This is a genomic window from Streptomyces hokutonensis (genome assembly GCF_000376565.1).
Classification (GTDB): Bacteria; Actinomycetota; Actinomycetes; order Streptomycetales; family Streptomycetaceae; genus Streptomyces; species Streptomyces hokutonensis.
In genome coordinates, this window is record NZ_BARG01000027.1 from 115,294 (window position 1) to 134,660 (window position 19,367).

Sequence of the window (19,367 nt, forward strand, 5' to 3'; positions counted from 1 at the left end):
TCACCGCTCCTTGACCAGCGTGGCGTACGCGCCGCCGGCCGCCACCAGGGCATCGTGCCGCCCGCGTTCCACGATCGTCCCGTGTTCGAGGACGACGATCTCGTCGCTGTCGCGCACCGTGCTGAGCCGGTGGGCGATCACCACGCAGGCGCAGCCGCGCTTGCGGAGGTTGTCCATCACGACCAGCTCGGTCTCCGCGTCCAGGGCGCTCGTCACCTCGTCGAGCACGAGGATGCTGGGCCTGCGCACCAACGCCCGTGCGATCTCCAGGCGTTGGCGCTGACCGCCGGAGAAGTTGCGCCCGTCCTGCTCGACCCGGCTGTGGATACCGCCGGGCCGCCGCATGACCACGTCGTACAGGGCCGCGTCCCGCAGCGCGTCCGTGACCGCTTCGTCCGGGATCGACGGGTCCCACAGCGCCACGTTGTCGCGGACCGAGCCCTCGAAGAGAAACACGTCCTGGTCGACGAAGGAGACGGAGGCCGCGAGCGCGCCGCGCGGGATGTCCTCAAGGCGGTGGTCGTCGATGCGGATCACGCCCTCCCAGGGCGTGTAGAGACCCGAAATCAGCCTGGACACCGTCGACTTGCCGCTGCCGGAGCCGCCGACCAGCGCCACCTGCTGACCCGGTCCGACCGTCAGTGAGAATCCGGTGAGGAGGGGCTTGTCGAGGGGGCTGTAGCCGAAGGTGATGTTCTCCAGCTCGACGTGGCCCTGAAGCCGGCGGGTCGAATCGGCGCCGCCCGCGCGGGAGTAGAGAGGATCGGCCTGGAAGTTCTCGACGTCCTTGAGCCGGGCCACGTCGGCCGCGAAGTCCTGGATGCGGCCCGCGACGCCGTTGAGCCGGGTGATCGGCGCGGTGAAGCGGGTGACCAGCGCCTGGAAGGCGACCAGCAGACCGACCGAGATGCCCCCCTCCACGGCTCGCATGCCGCCGATCCACAGGATCAGCGCGCTGTTGAGGGAGGCCAGCGTCGGCGCGACCACGCCCAGCCAGGCGCTCGGCACCCCGAGCCGCTGCTGCTCCTCCAGGGTGGTGGCGTGTTGTCCGGCCCACTTGCGGAAGTAGCCGTCCTCACCGCCGGTCGCCTTCATCGTCTCGATCAACTGGAGCCCGGTGTAGGCGGTGTTGGTCAACCGGGCGGAGTCGGCGCGCAGTTTCGCGGTGCGGGTAGCGCGCAGCCGGATGACGACCCGCATCGCCACCACGTTCAGCAGCGCCACCCCGATGCCCACGTAGGTGAGTTGGGGGTCGTAGGTGTAGAGGAGCACCGCGTAGAGCACCACGACCACCGCGTCCACGCCCGCCGCCGAGAGGTCGCGGGCCAGGGTCTCGGCGACGGAGTCGTTCGACTGGAGGCGCTGCACCAGGTCGGCCGGGCTGCGCTGGGAGAAGAAGGTCACCGGCAGCCGCAGCAGATGGCGCAGGAAGCGGGCGCTGGAGAGGGTGGAGGAGATGATGCGGCCGTGCAGCAGGTTCGCCTGTTGCAGCCAGGTCAGCACCAGGGTGAGCAGCACACAGGTCCCCATGGACGCGAACAGCACGGCCAGCAGGGAGGTTTGACCACCTATCAGAAACATGTCGATGTAGGTCCGGCTGAGTGCGGGCATCGCCGCGCCGACCAGGACCAGCAGCAGGCTGGAGAGGACGGCGGCGGGCATCGTGCCCGCGGTGCCGCGCAGCCGGGCGGGCATCGCGCCCAGGACGCCCGGCTTGCGCCCGCCCTTCTCGAAGCCTTCGCCCGGCTCCATGACGAGGACTACTCCGGTGAAGCTGGAGTCGAAGTCCTCCATGGGCACGAACCGGCGGCCCTTGCCGGGGTCGTTGATGTACACCCCGCGGCGGCCGAAGCGGCGCCCCATGCCGTCGTAGACGACGTAGTGGTTGAACTCCCAGAACAGGACGGCAGGGGACCGCACTTCGGCGAGGGCGGCGGTGTCCATCTGCATGCCCTTGGCCGTGAGGCCGTAACTGCGGGCCGCCTTCAGCAGGTTGCTGGCGCGCGAGCCGTCGCGGGAGACACCGCAGGCGATGCGGAGTTCCTCCAGCGGGATGTGGCGGCCGTAGAAGCCGAGGACCATCGCCAGGGAGGCGGCGCCGCACTCGACGGCCTCCATCTGGAGGACGGTGGGTGAACGGACCGTCTTCGCACGGCCCTTGGGCACCGGGCGCTTCGGTGGCGCGGAACGGCGCCGGGAACGGGTGTCCTGTGCGGGGCTCACGGCAGCAGCCAATCGAGGGGACGCTGATCGGCCAGCCGGATCGAGGCCGAGGCCATGGTCATGGAGGTGAGCGCGAACGGCGGCCCGTCGGCGGACGACCACTTGTAACCGCTCTTCGTGCGCGCCGACTTGTCGAGCCTCACCAGCACGGCCACCGGCCTGCCCTTCTTGGTGAACTGCTCGCCCAGCTGGCTGTCGCCGAGGAACGCGGCGATCTGCTGCGCCGACTGGGCGGACCGGTCCACCGCCTTCACATGGCCGCGCAGCACGCCGTACGTCTGCGTCGGCACGGACGAGACGGTCAGGTCGACGGCGGCGTTCGCGGGGATGGAGGCCGCGTTCTCGGCGGGCACGTACACCGTGGCGTAGAGCGGATCGGTGGCGCGCGCGACCTTCTCCACGGCGGCGACGTTCGCGCCGGTCTGGATGATCTGGCCGATGGTGGCGGCGAGCGCGGTGATCCGGCCCGCGGCGACCGTGCGCACGACGGAGTCGCCGTCGGCCGTACGGACCTGCAGAACAGGAGAGTTGGCCGGCAGCCGTTCGCCCTCCTGGGCGACGACGGCGGTGACCTGGCCCGCGACCGGGCTCTGCAGGATGTAACTGCCCTCGCCGTGCGTGAGGATGGCGGACGCCCCGACCGTGGACGCCACGGAGCCGGTCACCGCCCACACGGACGCGGCGGCCACGACGACCACCGTCACACAGAGCACGAGCCAGCCCTGAGGACGCGCGAAGCGCACCGGAAGATCGAGCTCTTCGGGCGACTGGAGCTTGGCGAGGGCCTGTTGGCGGAACTGCACGGAACTTCCCTCACCTAGGGGAGAGATCTTTTACGGCACACGAGTACGGCACCGGAAAGTCCCGGAGCCGGGAAACGGCTCCGGGACTCGGTGGAACAAGGCGCGATCAGAGACCGGCGACCAGGCTCGTGACCGGGGCCACGTTCAGGCCGGTGGTGCCCTCGACGGTGCCGATGACCGAGTCGACCAGGCCGGAGACCGGGACAACGCCGTCGACCAGGCCGGTGACGGTGCCGAGGGCGTTCACGGACAGACCGCCGGAGACGTTGTCGAGCTCGGCGTCGGAGATCTCAACGGTCTCGACCTGGGGGGTGGAGTTCATGGGGGAACTTCCCTTCATATGGATATTCACAAGGGGGAGCGGCCCCTCTGGGGACAGACGACGGCCGCGACCGCAGGCGCCGGGCGCCGTTTCCGGAGCCCTTGCGGCTCCTGCGGTGCGATGGATCAAAGCACGGTGCGGACGGGCGCAGCCAATCAAACTCCCGTCCCACCAGGGCACTTGAGCCCCAGGAGGCGCGAACCGTGCAGGCGTGGGCACGAGGTGTCGGCGAGTTCTTCACACGCTGCACGGCATCGCTCCGTAAGAGGGCTTGCGGCGCCGAAGCGGAATGGGACACTCCCCACCAAAGGCGTTTCCGGGGGTGTGTGCATGTGCAGATCCGTCGAGTCCGGTGACTTGGTTGGGTACGCGCTGTGCAGATTCCCTGAAGCCGGGATTCCGTCGACCGTTCTCGACGGACCGTTACTGATCGATCGCGTTCCGTTTCGGTCCGGGAGTGGGGCAACTGAGCGCGTGCACGCGGCGGTTCGGGCGGCCACCGATTCGATCAAGACATCCGGCCGTTCCGCGGACACCGGACGCGCAGGGCCCGCCGCGCCGTGCGCACAGGCCCGCAGCCACCTCGTACCCCTTCCGGGTCAGCGCTTGGACATGGCCGATTCGCGTTTTCGCAAAGGAAGTTGAGAAACGGAATTGAACACCTCACGTGACACGTGCGTATCAACGGGCATCCAGGCGCCCCCATAAGCCGCCACCCCCGGCGGCACAGACCCCGGTCCCCAGGAGGTCGAGAAGTTTGAGTCACAAGCGAATTCCGAAGCGCAAGGCCGCGATAGCTGTCGGCGGTGTCGCTGCACTCGGAGCGGCGGTGATCCTGCTGCCGAACGCCAACGCGTCCCAGGACAACTCGGCAGGCGCCGCCACCCCCAAGACTCTCAAGGCGACGGGCGCCTCGGACCTCTCCTCGCAGATCGCGGGACTGCTGGGCGACGCCTTCGCCGGGTCCTACTACGACAGCGCCACCCAGCAGCTCGTCGTCAACGTGATCTCCGGCGACAACAACAACGTCGTCGTACAGGCGGAGAAGGCCGGCGCCAAGGTGCGCGAGGTGCAGAACAGCACCGCCGAACTCACCGCCGCCGCCAAGGTGTTGAAGACCAAGGCCACCATCCCCGGCACCGCCTGGTCCGTCGACCCGAAGACCAACAAGATCCAGGTCCTCGCCGACAGCACCGTCACGGGCAGCAAGTGGGACACCGTGCTGTCGACCGTGAAGAGCCTCGGCACGGACATGGCCACGGTCAAGAAGACCGCCGGCTCCTTCAAGACGCTGGTGTCGGGCGGTGACGCCATCTTCGCCCAGACCGACCAGGGCGGCGTCCGCTGCTCCCTCGGCTTCAACGTCACCGCGAGCGACGGCACCCCCGCCTTCCTGACCGCCGGGCACTGCGGTGTCGCGGCGAAGCAGTGGTCGGACACGCAGGACGGCCAGCCGATCGCCACGGTCGACCAGGCCGTCTTCCCCGGCAACGACTTCTCCCTGGTGAAGTACGACGACCCGGCCACCCAGACCACGAGCGACGTCAACGTGGGCAACGGCCAGACCGTCCAGATCACCCAGGCCGAGGACGCCACCGTCGGCACCCAGGTCTTCCGGATGGGCTCCACCACCGGGCTGCACGACGGCACGGTCACCGGTCTCGACGCGACCGTCAACTTCCAGAGCGAGACCGACCCCAACGGTGTCGACACCGTCAACGGCCTGATCCAGACGGACGTCTGCGCCGAGGCGGGTGACAGCGGCGGCTCCCTCTTCACCCAGGACGGCGGCGCGGTCGGCCTCACCTCCGGCGGCAGCGGCGACTGCACCAGCGGTGGCGAGACCTTCTTCCAGCCGGTCACCGCCGCGCTCACGGCGACCGGGGCCACCCTCGGCGACGCGGGTGCCGGTGCGGGCGCGGGCGACGACACCGCCACGGCGGACCCGTCGGCGACCGCGGCCGACCCGTCGGCCACCGACGGCACCGGCGACCAGTCCGGAGCCGTGGACCCGAACGCCACGGACGGTACCGGCGACCAGTCCGGCGCGGTCGACCCGAACGCGACCGACGGTACCGGCGACGCCACCGGAGACGGCACGGGCACCGGAGCCGACGACGGTTCGTCGCTCACCTCGAACCACTGATCCGACCCCTTCCAGCGTTTCAGGTCGGCGGTGGATCGGTCCGGCCCTCCGGCGGGAGGGCCGGACCGCCCTGCGTGTACCTCAGTTCGGGCCCGGCTCCCGGGCCCGCAGCAGTAGCAGCGCCACGTCGTCGATCCGCTCCCGCGCCGAGGCGCTGTGCCGCACCAGTTCGTCGGCGATCTCCTCCAGCGGCAAGTCCCCTGCCGCTGCGAGGCGTTGGCCCAGTTCGGCCAGGGCGTCCTCGATGTCGACGCCGGGGGACTCGATGAGCCCGTCGGTGTACAGCGCGAGGACCGAACCGGGCGCGAGACTCACCTCCGTCGTCGGATACGTCGCGTCGGCGTCGATGCCCAGCAGCGGACCACCCGCCAGGTCCAGCACCCGCACCCGCCCGTCCGGACGGCGCAGCAGCGGCGGCGGATGACCGGCCCGCGCCATCACGGCCGTACCGCGCGCGGGATCCAGCCGTAGATACAGACAGCTCGCGAACAGCTCCACGCCCAGGTCGATCAGCAGCCGGTTGGTGCTGCGCATGACCTCCTCCGGAGCCTGGCCGACCGTCGTGTACGCGCGGACGGCCGTCCGGATCTGGCCCATCAGCCCGGCCGCGGTCACGTTGTGCCCCTGGACGTCGCCGATCACCGCAGCCGGACCCGAGGTGGTCACCAGGTCGTAGAAGTCGCCGCCGATCTCCATGCCCTGGGTGGCCGGCAGATAGCGGGCGGCGGCCTCGATGCCCGGCAGCGGCGGCAGCGAGTGCGGCAGCAGCGCGGCCTGCAGTCCGTGCGCCAGCTGGTGCTTCGCGTCGTAGAGCAGCGCACGCTCCAGCGCCTGCGCGATCAGCCCGCCCAGACTCGTCAGCACCGCGCGCTCGTCCGCGGGGAAGACATGCGGCTCGGCATAGGCCAGCACACAGGTGCCGACCGGCCGCCCGGACGCCACCAGCGGCAGATACGCCCAGGCCGCGAACCCGTCGGGGGTGGCGTTCCGGCTCGGATACAGCCGTTCCAGGTCCCGCCGTGAATCGAAGAACCCGGGCACACCGCTGCTCAGCACGGCCGTCCCCGGCGTCGGCTCGGTCAGCGCCATGCCGTCGAAACGCTCCACCACATGCGGATCGGGATAGCCGCGGTGCCCCAGCACATGCAACCGCCCGCCCCGCGAACCGAGCACCACCAGCGCCTGACTGCCCACGGCCGGCGCGACCTCGTCCGCGATCAGCTGCACCACGTCCTCCACCCCCACCGCCTCGGTCAGCGCCCCCGCCAGACTCAGCACCTGGGAGATGGTCACAAGCCGCGACGGCCCCTCGCCCGGGCGCGGCGCCGCCCGGCCCAGCTCCGTCACCGCCCGCGCCCGGCTGATCCGCACACTGAGCCCGGTCGTGTTCGGATACATCCGGAACGACAGCCACTCGCCCGGCGGACGCAGCGCCACGAACGACGTGACCTGCTGACTGAGCAGCGCGGCCCGGTAACGGTCCTCGTACACCGGGTCGTTGAGCCAGGGCACCGCCGCCCACAACTGGGTGCCCAGCAGACTGCTCACCGACATCCCGAGCAGCTCCCCGGCCGCCGCGTTCGCGAAGCCCACCCGCCCGTGCAGATCCAGCGAACACAGCCCGTACGGCAGCCGGGCCACCATCCGCGCCGCCTCGACCGTGCCCAGCGTCCCGGCCACACTCGTCGCGGGCCCCGTCGCCAGCAGATCGGGTTCGGCGCGCGCCGGCCGGCGCTCCTCCACGGCCCGCTCCAGCCGCACCGCGAGCCGGGCGCAGGCGCTGGTCAGCTGCTCGCGGTCCCGGTCGGACAGCACCGGCGGATGCGAACCGGGCCAGGTCACGAAGACCGAGCCGTAGACCGTGGACCCGGTCGCCACCGGTACCGCCGCCAGCGCGAAGGGATACGGCAGCACGACCGCGATGCGCGGATAGCGGCGGGCCATGTCCTCCTCGCCGCCGACCCAGATCAGCCGCCGTTCGCGCACCGCCTCGGCGACCGGGATCGGCGCGCTCAGCCCCACCCGCTCCCAGGGTGCGGCGAACGCGCGGGGCAGGCCCGCCATCACCGCCATCTCCAGCACCGGTTCCTCGGGCGTCAGCAGATAGACCGCGCCCGAGTGCGCGTGGACGGCGTCCATCATCGCGGCCAGCGCGAGCGACAGCATCGGCCGGCCGACCGGCGCCTGTCCGGACACCTGCCGGGACAACTGCCCGTCGGACACGCCGACCACCTCCTCGCCCGGCCGTGCCGTTTCGGGGCTCAGGCTCAGGCTCCACCCTGGCGGCCCGACGCGCACGGCGAGCGGGGCGGCCGCAAGGCGGGCACTGAGGGCCATCCGGCCCCTCATCTCCACGGAACGGTCACAGGGGCTGCGCGGCAGCCGCATAAGCGCTGTAATTGCGGACGTGGTCAGTGAGGGCGCTGAGGGACGCAGAACGAGAACGCTGCGGGCCGAACTTGCCCTCAAAACGCTCACCACCGATCTCGACTCCCGCGAACGGCTGCGCCGGGTCCTCGAACAGGCCCTCGTCTTCGCCGGAGCCACCTTCGCCGGGGTGTACACGTCCGGCGAGGCCGACCTGCTGTGCCTGGTCGAGTCGGCCGGCGTGCCGCGCACGCTGTACGGACTGCGGGACGGCTATCCGGCGTCCGGGGGAGCGCCGGTCGCCGAGGTACGGCGGTCCGGGCACCCGGTGTGGCTCGGTCCCGAGGAACTGGCCGCCGGCGGCGACTCGCGACGGCTGCCGACCGGGGAGTTCCATCTGGCCGTCCTGCCCGTGCGCGGCGACCGGGGCGGCGGCTGTCTGCTCGCGGTGAGCGAGCACCCGGCCGGGTTCGACACCGACGACCGCGCCTGCCTCACGCTGATCGCCGAGGCGGTCGCGATCCCGGTCCCGGACGAGGCCGTGGCGGGCGAGGACCTGCCGGCGGGCTCCTTCGACCTGGCCATGGACACCGGCCGGGTCGAGGTCGGCGGCGACATCCTGACCCTGTTCGGCCTGGGTCCGGACGACTTCGACGGCAAGGTCGAGACGCTCCTCGGACTGACCGTGCCGGAGGACCTGCCCTCGCTGATGTCCGTCGTCGAGGCCGACCACATGGCCATCGGCGACCGCGAGCTGGAGTTCCGCGTCCTGCAGCCCTCGGGGCCGCCGAAGTGGCTGCGGCTGCGCGGCCGGCTCCTGCCCGGCGGCGACGGCCGCCCGGCCCGTCTCGTCGGCACCGTCGGCGACGCCTCCCAGCTGCGCTCCGGCGTCAACGACGTGGCCCGCGTCCAGCGCCTCGCCGCCGCCCTCGCCATGGCCGGCACGGTCCGCGACGTCAGCCAGGCCGTGGTCGCCGCCCTGCGTAAACCGCTGCGCGCCGACCGCATCGCGCTCGCCGAACTGGAGGGCGACCGCCTCGTCGTCACCGTCCTCGACCCGCCCGAACCGGAGTCCTGGCCCGAACTGTGGCGCCAGGAGTGGCGCAGCGAATGGCCCGACGCGCCCGTCCGCACCATGCCCACTCTCGCCGCGGCCCTGCGCGAGGGCCGCGCCGCGATCTGGCCCGCCGGCACCGACCTGGAACCCGCCCTCGCCGAGGTCGGACCGGGCGGCCTCGCCGTCCTGCCGCTGTCCGCCGGCGGCCGGGTGTCCGGCGCCTGTCTGATCGGCTGGGACACCCCGCACGTCTTCGGCCCCGACGAACGCGCCCTGCTCACCGCCTCCGCCGGCCTTGCCGGCCAGGCCCTGATGCGCGCCCACGCCTTCGACGCCGAGCACGAACTCGTCGGCATGCTCCAGCGCCAGCTGCTGCCGCGCCGGCTGCCGAAACTGCCCGGCGGGGTCGCCGTCGCCCGCTATCTGCCGACCACGGCCGGCCTCGAGGTCGGCGGCGACTGGTACGACGTGATCCCGCTGCCCGACAACCACGTGGCCCTCGTCATCGGCGACGTCCAGGGCCACAACGCGGGCGCCGCCACCCTCATGGGCCAGATGCGCACCGCGCTGCGCGCCTACGCCGTCGAGGGACACCCGCCCGACGTCGTCGTCTCGCACGCCAACCGGCTCCTCATCGACCTGGAGACCGACCTCTTCGCCACCTGCTGCTACGTCGACGTCGACATGGAGGAGGGCTCCGCCTGGTACGTGCGGGCCGGTCATCTGCCGCCCGTCCTGCGCCACCCGGACGGCAGCACCGAGATCCCCGACCTGGACGGCGGCCCACCGCTCGGCGTGGTCACGCAGGCCGACTTCCCGATGAGCCCGCTGCGGCTCCAGCCCGGCACGGTCATCGCGCTGACCACCGACGGCCTCGTGGAGTCCAAGGAGGCCGACATCGACGAGGGCCTCGACCGGCTCGCCCACGGCCTCGCCGTCTCCGACCCCGCCCACCTCGGACTCGTCGCCGACGCCCTGCTCGGCAACGCCCGCCGCGACGACGACGTGGCCCTGCTCCTCATGCGCTACGACGGCCTCGCCACCCGGCCCCGGCGCGAGAACTGGACGGTGTGGCGCGTCCCCGAGGCGGCCCGGCACGCCCGCCGCTTCACCAAGCGCACCCTGCGCGTCTGGGGCGTCACCGAGGAGGTCGACACCATCCTCCTCGTCGTCTCCGAGCTGGTCACCAACGCCCTGGTGCACACCGACGGCCCGGTCCGCCTCGACCTCACCCTCGTCAACCACCGGTTCCGCGTCGCCGTCGCCGACTCCTCGCCGCGCACCCCGGTCAAACCGACCAGCATCGGCTGGGAGGCCACCGGAGGCCGCGGGATCCTCCTCGTCGAGGCCATGTCGGCGGCCTGGGGCACGGTGCCGGTGAGCGGCGGCAAACAGGTGTGGGCCGAGATCGCGCTCGACCGGTAGACGGCCGCACGGGTGCCCGTCGGGGCACGTAACGGCAGGTCGGAACGGCCACAGGCGTTCGCCGTGATGGGGTGCCTGCTTGTGGCACACACCTTCGAAGAACTGGTCGAGAAGCAGCGCGCGGCCGACCAGGCGCGCGCCAGGGTCAAGGAGATGCGGGACGCCCTCGGCGCCCCCGCCCACGAACCCTGGACCGAGGCCCAGACCGAGACCTACGAGACCGCGTGGCGGGCCTGGCGCGATCTGAGCCGTGATGTGCAGGCCGCGGTGGGCGAGTACGCGAAGGACGAGGGTCTGGACCGGGCCGAGGTCGTCGCGGACGTGGAGCGGGCGGCGGGTGGTTTGCCCGATCCGTCGGACGATTAGACACCTCCCGTCCCACCTATCGTTGGGTGGTCGTAATAAACGAACATAGGGAGGAACGATGCACGTCCAAAGATGACGCTAAGGTGAAGCGATGAAGGCTCTCGTTCTCTCCGGCGGCACTGGATCCCGCCTGAGGCCGATCACACACACATCGGCAAAACAGCTCGTCCCGGTGGCCAACAAGGCCGTCCTTTTCTACGGGCTCGAATCACTCGCCGACGCGGGCATCACTGAGGTCGGCATCATCGTCGGTGACACCGCGGCGGAGATCGAGGAGGCGGTGGGTGACGGGTCGAAGTTCGGCCTCGAGATCACCTACATCCCGCAGGACCGGCCCCTCGGACTGGCCCACGCCGTTCTGATCGCGCGCGAGTACCTCGGCGACGACGACTTCGTGATGTACCTCGGCGACAACTTCATCGTCGGCGGCATCACCGGTCTCGTCGAGGGCTTCCAGGCCAACAAGCCCGACGCGCAGATCCTCCTCACCCACGTGCCCGACCCGCGCTCCTTCGGCGTCGCCGAGCTCAGCGAGTCCGGCCAGGTCATCGGCCTGGAGGAGAAGCCGGAGCACCCCAAGAGCGACCTCGCCCTGGTCGGTGTCTACCTCTTCACGCCCGCCATCCACGACGCCGTGCGCGCCATCAAGCCGTCCTGGCGCGGCGAGCTCGAGATCACCCACGCCATTCAGCAGCTGATCGACGACGGCGCCGACGTGCGCTCCTCGGTCATCCACGGCTACTGGAAGGACACGGGCAACGTCGTCGACATGCTCGAGGTCAACCGGACCGTCCTGGAGAGCATGGACCGCCGTATCGACGGCGAGGTCGACGACGTCTCGGAGACCATCGGCCGCGTGGTGATCGAGGAGGGCGCGCGCATCGAGCGCTCGCGCATCGTCGGACCCGTCGTCATCGGTTCCGGAACCGTCGTGAGCGACTCCTACGTCGGACCGTTCACCTCGGTCGCGGAGAACTGCCGGATCACCGACAGTGAGCTGGAGTTCTCCATAGTGCTGCAGGACTCGTCCATCGCCGGGGTGGGCCGGATCGAGTCCTCGCTCATCGGCAAGCACGTCGAAGTGACCCCCGCTCCGGGGGTACCCAGCGCCCACCGCCTCGTTCTCGGAGACCACAGCAAGGTGCAGATCCGTTCATGAATCTCCTCGTCACCGGCGCCGCCGGCTTCATCGGTTCCGCGTACGTCCGCATGCTCCTCGCCTCGGACGCGCCCGACGCGCCCCGCGTCACGGTGCTGGACAAGCTCACGTACGCCGGCACGCTCGACAACCTGGAAATAGGCCACCCGCGCCTGGAGTTCGTCCAGGGCGACATCTGCGACGCCGAACTGGTCGACAAGCTGATGGCCGAGGCGGACCAGGTGGTCCACTTCGCCGCCGAGTCCCACGTGGATCGCTCGATCAACGGCGCCGCCGACTTCGTCCGCACCAACGTGGTGGGCACCCAGGTCCTGCTCGACGCGGCCCTGCGCTACACCGTGCCGTTCGTGCACATCTCCACCGACGAGGTCTACGGCTCCATCGAGTCCGGCTCGTGGCCCGAGACCCACCCGCTGGCGCCGAACTCGCCGTACTCCGCGTCGAAGGCCTCCTCCGACCTGCTCGCCCTGGCCTACCACCGCACCCACGGCCTGGACGTCCGCGTCACCCGCTGCTCGAACAACTACGGGCCGCGCCAGTTCCCCGAGAAGGTCATCCCGCTGTTCGTCAGCAACCTCCTCGACGGCAAGAAGGTCCCGCTCTACGGCGAGGGCCTCAACGTCCGTGACTGGCTGCACGTCGAGGACCACTGCCAGGGCATCGAGCTGGTGCGCACCAAGGGCCGGGCCGGCGAGGTCTACAACATCGGCGGCGGCACCGAGCTCAGCAACAAGGAACTCACCGGTCTGCTGCTCGAGGCCTTCGGCGCCGACTGGGACTCCGTCGAGCGCGTCGCGGACCGCAAGGGCCACGACCTGCGCTACTCCGTCGACTGGTCGAAGATCCACGACGAGCTCGGCTACACCCCGAAGCACGACTTCACCACCGGCCTCGCGGACACCGTCGCCTGGTACCGCGACAACCGCGCCTGGTGGGAGCCGCTCAAGGCAAGGGTGGAGCGCGGCTGATGAAGTGGCTGGTCACCGGTGCCGGCGGAATGCTCGGCCACGACGTGCTCGACGAACTCGCCCGGCGCGGTGAACAGTTCGTCGGTCTCGACCGCGCCGCCCTGGACATCACCGACCCCGCGTCGGTGGACCGGGCGTTCGCGGAACACCACCCCGACGTGGTGGTGAACTGCGCGGCCTACACCGCCGTCGACGACGCCGAGACCGACGAGGAGCGGGCGCTTCGCATCAACGGCGAGGGGCCCCGGCTCCTCGCCCGCGCCTGCGCCGCCTCGGGCGCGCGGTTGGTCCACGTCTCCACCGACTACGTCTTCGACGGCGAGGCCCGCAGCACGCCGTACCCGGAGAACCACGCCACCGCTCCGCGCACCGCGTACGGGCGTACCAAACTGGCGGGCGAGCAGGCCGTGTTGGCCGAACTGCCCGGTAACAGCGCGGTTGTCCGAACGGCTTGGCTGTACGGAGCCTGTGGGGGTAACTTCGTCCGCACGATGATCGAGCTGGAAGCACGTCGCGACACTCTCGACGTCGTCGACGACCAGCACGGACAGCCGACCTGGAGCGCCGACGTCGCCGTACGGATCGCTGATCTGGGCGCCCGTATCGGTCAGGTCGAGGGCGCGCACGGGGTCTTCCACGCGACCAGCTCCGGCGAGACCAGCTGGCACGGTCTCGCCCAGGAGGTGTTCCGGCTCATCGGCGCCGACCCGGAGCGGGTCCGCCCCACCACGAGCGCTGCCTTCGTCCGTCCCGCGCCCCGCCCCGCCTACAGCGCCCTCGGGCACGAGCGGTGGCGGGAAGTCGGTCTGGAACCGCCAAGGGACTGGCGGTCCGCCCTGCACGAAGCACTTCCTCACATCCGCAAGGAGATTTCTTCGTGAAACGCCATGAGTTCCTGCGGGGACTCCACAAGTCAACCGCGAACCGCAACTACCTGGAGATCGGCGTCAACGACGGCCGCAGCCTGACGCTCTCCCGGGTGCCCAGCGTCGCGATCGATCCCGCGTTCAAGGTGGTCACGGAGATCCGCTGTGACGTCCACCTGGCCAAGGCGACCAGTGACGACTTCTTCGCCCGGGACAACCCGCTCGTGCACCTGCGCGGCGGCCGTCACCCGCTGCGTCAACTGGCCCGCAACCGGAGCCCGTTGGGCTGGTGGAAGACCACCACGCTGGATCTGTCGTTCATCGACGGCATGCACCTGTTCGAGTACGCGCTGCGCGACTTCATCAACGTGGAGAAGCACTCGGACTGGGCCAGCGTCATCGTCTTCGACGACATGCTGCCGCGCAGCATCGACGAGGCGGCCCGGGACCGGCACACCGACGCCTGGACCGGCGACGTGTACAAGCTGGTCGAGATCCTCGCCCGCTACCGTCCCGACCTGGTGACGGTTCTGGTCGACACCCAGCCCACGGGTCAGCTCGTGGTCTTCGGCGCCGACCCGAACAGCACCGTCCTCAAGGACAAGTACGACGAGATCATCGCGGAGTTCGAGGTCCCGGACCCGCAGAAGGTGCCCGAGGCGATCCTGGAGCGCACCACCGCGGTGCAGCCCGAGGCGCTGCTGAACGCCGGCTTCTGGGGCCCCCTCGCCAAAGCCCGCGACCGCGGGACCAAGCGGTCCCGCGGCTGGGAGCCCCTGCGCCGCTCGGTGGAGCAGCTCAGCGTCAGTCGCTGACCTGCCCACCGCGCAGTCGCTCGTAGTAGGCGGAGCAGTCCGCGTAGGACGGAAGAAGTCCTGACTGCTCCGCCTCTGCCAGTGTGGGCGCCTCGGCGTCCTTCTCCGAGAGCACCGGCTCGAAGCCCTCGGGCCAGGCGATACCGAGCGCCGGGTCGAGCGGGTTGATTCCGTGCTCACGCCCGGGCGAGTAGCCCGTCGAGCACAGGTACACCACCGTCGCGTCGTCGGTCAGGGCCATGAACGCGTGCCCCAGCCCCTCGGCGAGGAACACGGCGTGGTTGCTGTGGTCGTCCAGCCGGACGGCCTCCCACTGACCGAACGTGGGAGAGCCGACGCGGATGTCCACGATCACGTCGAGGACGGTGCCGCGCACGCACTTCACGTACTTGGCCTGGCTCGGCGGCACGTCGGAGAAGTGCACTCCGCGCACCACACCCCGCCGCGACACCGAGCAGTTGGCCTGCGCCAGCTCCAGGTCGTACCCGGTGGCCTCGCGGAACTCCTCGCCGCGGTACCACTCGTGGAAACTGCCCCGGTCGTCCGGGAAGACCTTGGGCTCCAGGACCCAGGCGCCTTCGATTCCCAGTGCTCGCACGTTCTTTCGTCCTCCATGGCTTGCTCGGTACTGCTGCTTGCTCGGGTACCGCGACGTGCTCGGTACCGCTACTTGTTCAGTGCGCGCTTCAGCTTGCGCGCCACCCGGCGGGCCAGCCCCGGCTTGGGCTTGGGGGCCACCGGCTTCGGCGCGGGCTTGGGCTCGGCGGGCTTGGCCTTCGGCGCCTCCTCCACCCGGACACCGCCGGCGTCACCGGCCAGCCGCACCGGCAGTGCCAGGAAGCGCTGCCCGGTCGCGGTCGGGGCCAGGCACACCGAGGCGGCCCACGCCAGGTCCTTCAGCTCGGCGGCGGGCACCTCGGCCGCCAGCCGCGCACCGGAGGACTCGGGGGAGAGCACACCGGGCACGTCCAGGGTCGTACCGGACGCCTTGTGGGTCAGGCGCAGCAGTACGTCGGTGGCGGCGGGGACGTAGAAGGGGAGCAGTACGCCGACGCGGGCGCCGGTGACCGTGAAGTCGCCGGGCTTGAGGTCTCCGAGGCCGAGGCGCTTGCTCGCCTTGTCGACGTCGAGGGAGAAGTTGCCGTGCGGCTCCGTGTAGTACGGGAGCAGCACCTGGCCGGCGACGACACCGGCGTGCCCGGCGTTCTCGCCGTGCTGCGGGACCGGGCCGAGGCGGCACTCCTTGTTCCAGGAGCCGATGACGACCCGGACGTAGGTGTCCCAGAGGCCGCCGGCCAGCGGGGCGCCGCCGGCCGCGGTGGCGGGGTCGACGGTGGCCGTGGCGTGCAGCACCAGGCGGACGCCGTCGCCGTCGGGGACCGCCTCGTGGGAGATCTGCACGGGCTGGAAGTGCGAGGCGGCGCTGGTGCGTTCGCGGACGACGAGATCGGCGGTCGCCTTCTTGAAGACATGGGTGGCGTCGGCCGTCAGCAGGGCGGTGGCCTCGGCGAGGTTCTTCGGCTCCGGGTGCTTGGGGGCGGGCGCGCCCTCGGCCGGGAAGATCGCGGGCTTGCCGTCGACGACGAACTCGGCCCGGTAGTGGACCAGGAGCTTGCCGTCCCGCCACTCGATCTCGCCCGGGGCCGCCTGCGGCTTGAGGGAGGCCTCCCACTCGGCGAGCTCGACGAGGTCGTCGTAGCGGTCGGCGGCGGCGAGGGCGGCGACGACCCGCAGCCGCGGGCCTAGACCGGCCGCGACACCGGGGCCGAAGCGCTCGGTCATGACACCGCGGATCTCCTTGAGGAGCTCACGGCGGTAGTCGTCGGGGGCCTTCAGGAGCCGGCCGCCGCCGAGGCGCTCCATCATCTCCACGCGCAGCCAGCGGCGGAAGATCTTGTCGCGGGCCGGACCGGGCTCGGTGTACTTCTCGACGACGTCGAGGGCCTCGCGCAGGTTCTTGAAGTAGCCGACCGGGTCGAAGCGCTGGAAGCCGGCGTTCGAGGCGTCCTCGCGCTTGATGTGGTAGTAGCAGACGTAGTCGCTGAGCACGGCGACGTTGTCCGCGGCGAGGTAGGCCTCCGTCACGAAGACGTGGTCCTCCAGGCGGCGGCGCCCCTCCGGGAACCGCAGGTTGATGCGGTCGAGGAACGCGCGGCGGAGCATCTTGTGCGGGGTGAGGCTGTCCATCAGCGGCGCGGTCTCGACCGACGCGTGCGGGTAGTTCTTGCGGAACAGCTCCACGGGCACGGCGCGGCCCTTGCCGGCCATCTTGCCGACGATGACATCGGCGCCGTTGGCCACGCCGTAGTCGTACATCCGCTCCAGGGCCTCGTCGCCGAGGTAGTCGTCGTTGTCGACGAACATGACGAACTCGCCCTTGGAGGCGGCGATGCCGACGTTCCGGGGCTTGCCCGACCAGCCGGACGCCTCCTGGTGGATGACGTGGATGTGGGGGTGCTGCGCGGCGACCTCGTCGAGCCGCGCAGGCGTGCCGTCCGTCGAGCCGTCGTCGACGAAGATCGCCTCGTACTCGTCGTTAGGCAGGGACTGCCTGAGGAGAGAGGAGATGCAGTCCTCGATATAGGGCCCTGGGTTGTACACAGGGACGACGACACTGACCTTGACCGACATCCGGCTTCTAGCCCCCTTGTTTGCGCTGACCGTTGCCCGATGCGGAACGGCGCGAGTGGGGTGATGCTAACCCGGTCCGTCTCTATGCCGCCCATTGGGCTGGTGTTGGGCAACGGTTAACCCACGGTAGGCCGACGTAGGCTCTCGTCGTGGGTCTTGGCCAGAAGTTCCAGGATTTCCGCCGAAGTGCCCGTTTCGCCCAGGCGCGGGAAGATCCGCTCGATGCTGTGGGCGTGCGAGACGGCGTCCAGGTCGCTCATCGCGTCCGTGGCCAGGGTCACGTGATAGCCATGCTCGTGGGCCGCGCGGGCGGTGGACTCGACGCCGATGCTGGTGGCGATGCCGGTCAGCACGATCTGTGTGACACCGCGCCGGCGCAGCTGCACGTCCAGGTCGGTGCCGTGGAAGGCACCCCAGTTCCGCTTCACGACGTGGATGTCCCCGGGGTGCCCGGCCAGCTCGTCGACGACGACGTCCCAGCCCTCGGGGCGGGCCGCGCCCCCGGGACGCCGCTGCTCGGTGCGACCCGGAACCGCGTCGGCGCCGTCGTCTGCGAAGGTGACCCGGACCAGCACCACGGGAAGGCCGGCGGCCCGGAAGGCGTCCGCGAGTCCGACGGTACGGGCGACGACCTCGGGCCCGCTGTACGGCTGGGTCGGGGCGCCGACGACGCCGCCCTGGAGGTCGATCACGACGAGAGCGGTCTGCGGGTCGAGGGTGGTGAGTGCCATGGGGGAGGCCTTTCAGGAGTAGCGGGGGATCAGCCGGTTGTCCGGGTGGGCTTCGGTGTCACTGCTCCGACAGCCGTTCCAGCAGCGTCAGCGCGTCGACGATCGTCCGCCGTTCCTGCTCGGTGTAGCGGTCCTCGAAGGCGCGCGCGAGCCACTCCTCGCGGACCTGCCGGTTGTCCTGGACACGCTCGCGGCCCGCCTCGGTGAGCGTGACCAGTTGTCTGCGGCCGTCCTCGGGGTCGGCGCTGCGCCGGATCAGCCCGTGCCGGTCGAGGGCGGCGAGGGTGGCGGCCATCGACTGCGGCCTGACCCCCTCGGCCGACGCCAGCGCGCTGGCCGTGGCAGCGCCGTGCTTGCCGACCAGGGTGAGCGCCGACTCCTGCGACGGCGTCAGGTCCTCGTCCGTGGCGACCTCGCGGATCCGGCGCCGCAGCCGGCTGAACACCACCCGCAGATCCCGCGCGGAGCGGGCGGCGGAGTCCGAGATGCCCGCCGGTGTCCGGGAGCGTTGCTGATCCATGGGCGTCACCGTAGAACCGGCAGCAGAAACTGTCCAGTCACAACTGAACAGTCCGCCCTGAAGATCTCTCCGGGTGCACTACTCTGTGCGCCGGCGGAGGTTCGAGGGGCGAGCGGGGAGCGGATCGCGATGAGCGAGCACTCAGCAGGCGCAACGGCCCCGATCGACTCGTCCGTGGCGCATCCCGCCCGCGTCTACAACGCCTGGCTGGGCGGCAAGGACAACTACCCCGCCGACCAGGAGGCCGCCGAGCTCGCCGCCGCGGCCAACCCGGAGATCGTCCCCGCGGTCCGCGCCAACCGGGCCTTCCTCGGCCGCGCCGTCCGCGAGCTGAGCGGCAAGGCGGGCATCCGCCAGTTCCTCGACATCGGCACCGGCATACCGGCCGCGGACAACACCCACGAGGTGGCCCAGCGTGTCGACCCCGGGGCACGCGTCGTCTGCGTCGACAACGACCCCATCGTCCTGGCACGCGCGCGTGCCCTGCTCGTCAGCAGCAAGGAAGGCGGTGCGGACTACCTGGAGTCGGACCTGCGCGACGTGGACCGCATCCTCGCCGCCGCGGCCGGGACCCTCGACCTCTCCCGGCCGGTGGGGCTGATGCTGGTGGCGATCCTCCAGTACGTCCCCGACCGCGACGACCCCTACGCGATCACCCGCCGCCTCCTTGACGCGCTCGCCCCCGGCAGCCACCTCGTCCTCTCCCACCCGGCGGCCGACATCGGCGCCGAGGAGGTCGCCGAGTCGATGCGCGTCTACAACGAACGCGCTGCCGAACACGCGGGCGCCACCCCGCGCACCCACGCCGACGTCACCCGCTTCTTCGACGGCACGCAGATCCTCGACCCCGGTGTGGTCCAGCTGCCGGCCTGGCGCCCCGACCCCGAGGACACCCCGGGGACCGGCCCCCTCCCGATGTGGTGCGGAGTGGGCGCCAAGCCCTGACAACACCACGGACCTAGGCTGAG

General features: G+C 70.8%; 16 protein-coding genes. 8 read left to right on the forward strand and 8 right to left on the reverse strand.

Going from position 1 to position 19,367, the window contains the following annotated elements; genetic code table 11:
- The 3 genes from SSP08S_RS15705 to SSP08S_RS15715 all read right to left on the reverse strand — a co-directional run bounded on the left by SSP08S_RS15705 (position 1) and on the right by SSP08S_RS15715 (position 3,348).
- The gene (locus SSP08S_RS15705; RefSeq protein WP_026178521.1) at positions 1-2,223 is read right to left on the reverse strand and encodes an NHLP family bacteriocin export ABC transporter peptidase/permease/ATPase subunit; all 2,223 of its coding nucleotides are present in this window, start codon (positions 2,221-2,223) and stop codon (positions 1-3) included.
- Entirely contained in the window at positions 2,220-3,026 is an 807-nt protein-coding gene (locus SSP08S_RS15710; protein ID WP_019068575.1) for an HlyD family efflux transporter periplasmic adaptor subunit, read from the reverse strand. The genes SSP08S_RS15705 and SSP08S_RS15710 overlap by 4 nt, the downstream gene beginning before the upstream one ends.
- 106 nt (positions 3,027-3,132) lie before the next feature.
- The gene (locus SSP08S_RS15715; protein WP_019068576.1) at positions 3,133-3,348 is read right to left on the reverse strand and encodes a hypothetical protein; all 216 of its coding nucleotides are present in this window, start codon (positions 3,346-3,348) and stop codon (positions 3,133-3,135) included.
- 757 nt (positions 3,349-4,105) lie between these two features.
- Here SSP08S_RS15715 and SSP08S_RS15720 point away from each other — a divergent pair.
- The gene (locus SSP08S_RS15720) at positions 4,106-5,494 is read left to right on the forward strand and encodes a S1 family peptidase (protein WP_026178522.1); all 1,389 of its coding nucleotides are present in this window, start codon (positions 4,106-4,108) and stop codon (positions 5,492-5,494) included.
- An 81-nt stretch (positions 5,495-5,575) separates the two neighbouring features.
- Here the strand turns inward: SSP08S_RS15720 and SSP08S_RS15725 are convergent, their stop codons facing one another.
- Positions 5,576-7,726 (reverse strand): SpoIIE family protein phosphatase, encoded by a 2,151-nt coding sequence (locus SSP08S_RS15725; RefSeq protein WP_026178523.1) that lies wholly within the window; start codon positions 7,724-7,726, stop codon positions 5,576-5,578.
- A 175-nt stretch (positions 7,727-7,901) separates the two neighbouring features.
- Here SSP08S_RS15725 and SSP08S_RS15730 point away from each other — a divergent pair, with 175 nt between their 5' ends.
- The 6 genes from SSP08S_RS15730 (at position 7,902) to SSP08S_RS15755 (ending at position 14,517) form a co-directional block, all read left to right on the forward strand.
- Positions 7,902-10,343, forward strand: coding sequence for a SpoIIE family protein phosphatase (locus tag SSP08S_RS15730; protein ID WP_019068579.1), 2,442 nt, complete (start codon positions 7,902-7,904; stop codon positions 10,341-10,343).
- An 81-nt stretch (positions 10,344-10,424) separates the two neighbouring features.
- Positions 10,425-10,709: a hypothetical protein gene (locus tag SSP08S_RS15735; RefSeq protein WP_019068580.1), complete on the forward strand. Its 285-nt coding sequence runs from the start codon at positions 10,425-10,427 to the stop codon at positions 10,707-10,709.
- Positions 10,710-10,800: 91 nt separating this feature from the next.
- Complete coding sequence (locus SSP08S_RS15740; protein WP_019068581.1) at positions 10,801-11,868, forward strand: glucose-1-phosphate thymidylyltransferase; 1,068 nt, start codon at positions 10,801-10,803, stop codon at positions 11,866-11,868.
- The gene (gene rfbB / locus SSP08S_RS15745) at positions 11,865-12,836 is read left to right on the forward strand and encodes a dTDP-glucose 4,6-dehydratase (protein ID WP_019068582.1); all 972 of its coding nucleotides are present in this window, start codon (positions 11,865-11,867) and stop codon (positions 12,834-12,836) included. The genes SSP08S_RS15740 and rfbB overlap by 4 nt, the downstream gene beginning before the upstream one ends.
- Positions 12,836-13,717, forward strand: coding sequence for a dTDP-4-dehydrorhamnose reductase (rfbD, locus tag SSP08S_RS15750; RefSeq protein ID WP_019068583.1), 882 nt, complete (start codon positions 12,836-12,838; stop codon positions 13,715-13,717). Before rfbB ends, rfbD begins: the two co-directional genes overlap by 1 nt.
- Positions 13,714-14,517: a class I SAM-dependent methyltransferase gene (locus tag SSP08S_RS15755; RefSeq protein WP_019068584.1), complete on the forward strand. Its 804-nt coding sequence runs from the start codon at positions 13,714-13,716 to the stop codon at positions 14,515-14,517. The genes rfbD and SSP08S_RS15755 overlap by 4 nt, the downstream gene beginning before the upstream one ends.
- Here the strand turns inward: SSP08S_RS15755 and rfbC are convergent.
- The 4 genes from rfbC to SSP08S_RS15775 all read right to left on the reverse strand — a co-directional run bounded on the left by rfbC (position 14,507) and on the right by SSP08S_RS15775 (position 18,399).
- Positions 14,507-15,115, reverse strand: coding sequence for a dTDP-4-dehydrorhamnose 3,5-epimerase (gene rfbC, locus SSP08S_RS15760; protein ID WP_019068585.1), 609 nt, complete (start codon positions 15,113-15,115; stop codon positions 14,507-14,509). The two genes, SSP08S_RS15755 and rfbC, sit on opposite strands and share 11 nt — an antisense overlap.
- A gap of 68 nt (positions 15,116-15,183) precedes the next feature.
- Positions 15,184-17,148, reverse strand: coding sequence for a glycosyltransferase family 2 protein (locus SSP08S_RS15765; RefSeq protein ID WP_019068586.1), 1,965 nt, complete (start codon positions 17,146-17,148; stop codon positions 15,184-15,186).
- 116 nt (positions 17,149-17,264) lie between these two features.
- Positions 17,265-17,879, reverse strand: a complete 615-nt coding sequence (locus SSP08S_RS15770; RefSeq protein WP_019068587.1) for a hydrolase — start codon at positions 17,877-17,879, stop codon at positions 17,265-17,267.
- Between the two features lie 58 nt (positions 17,880-17,937).
- Entirely contained in the window at positions 17,938-18,399 is a 462-nt protein-coding gene (locus SSP08S_RS15775; protein WP_019068588.1) for a MarR family winged helix-turn-helix transcriptional regulator, read from the reverse strand.
- A 129-nt stretch (positions 18,400-18,528) separates the two neighbouring features.
- Between SSP08S_RS15775 and SSP08S_RS15780 the strand changes: the two genes are divergently transcribed.
- The gene (locus SSP08S_RS15780) at positions 18,529-19,344 is read left to right on the forward strand and encodes an SAM-dependent methyltransferase (protein ID WP_019068589.1); all 816 of its coding nucleotides are present in this window, start codon (positions 18,529-18,531) and stop codon (positions 19,342-19,344) included.
- Positions 19,345-19,367 lie beyond the last annotated feature (23 nt).